The sequence below is a fragment of the Caulobacter sp. 602-1 genome (assembly GCF_003931565.1).
Classification (GTDB): domain Bacteria; phylum Pseudomonadota; class Alphaproteobacteria; order Caulobacterales; family Caulobacteraceae; genus Caulobacter.
Map to the genome: position 1 here is coordinate 1 of NZ_RRYI01000113.1, position 296 is coordinate 296.

Annotated in this window: 2 protein-coding genes; both read right to left on the minus strand. The window is 72.3% G+C overall.

The window, feature by feature from the left end:
- On the minus strand, positions 1–185 hold a 185-nt coding region (locus EIK80_RS25485; protein ID WP_125159727.1), incomplete at its 3' end, for an STAS domain-containing protein.
- A partial coding sequence (locus EIK80_RS26835; protein ID WP_233586950.1) for a hypothetical protein occupies positions 185–296 on the minus strand: 112 nt, incomplete at its 5' end. The genes EIK80_RS26835 and EIK80_RS25485, both read right to left, overlap by 1 nt.

The following is a 296-nucleotide window of genomic DNA, read 5'->3' on the forward strand; positions in this document are numbered from 1 at the left end:
GCTTGCCCGTCCTGGTCCCACGCCTTGCGGGCGGCCAGCAGAACCTGCAGGCACAGGCCGCCGAGGCGACGGACCTGATCGGCTTCCACGGTGATCGCCGTGCCGCGGCGTTCGAGGAAGGCGGCCTTGAGAGGGGCCGCGGCCTTCAGATCCAGGGTTTCGGGCAGCGCGATCGCGGCGGCCATCAGACTTCCTCCCAACCATCCGTGGCGGGGGCCTGAGCGACAGCCGCCGAACCACTGCTCCGGCCCGGACGGGCGAAGGTGTTCAGCCGGGCCTGCTGCTCGGCCACCGGG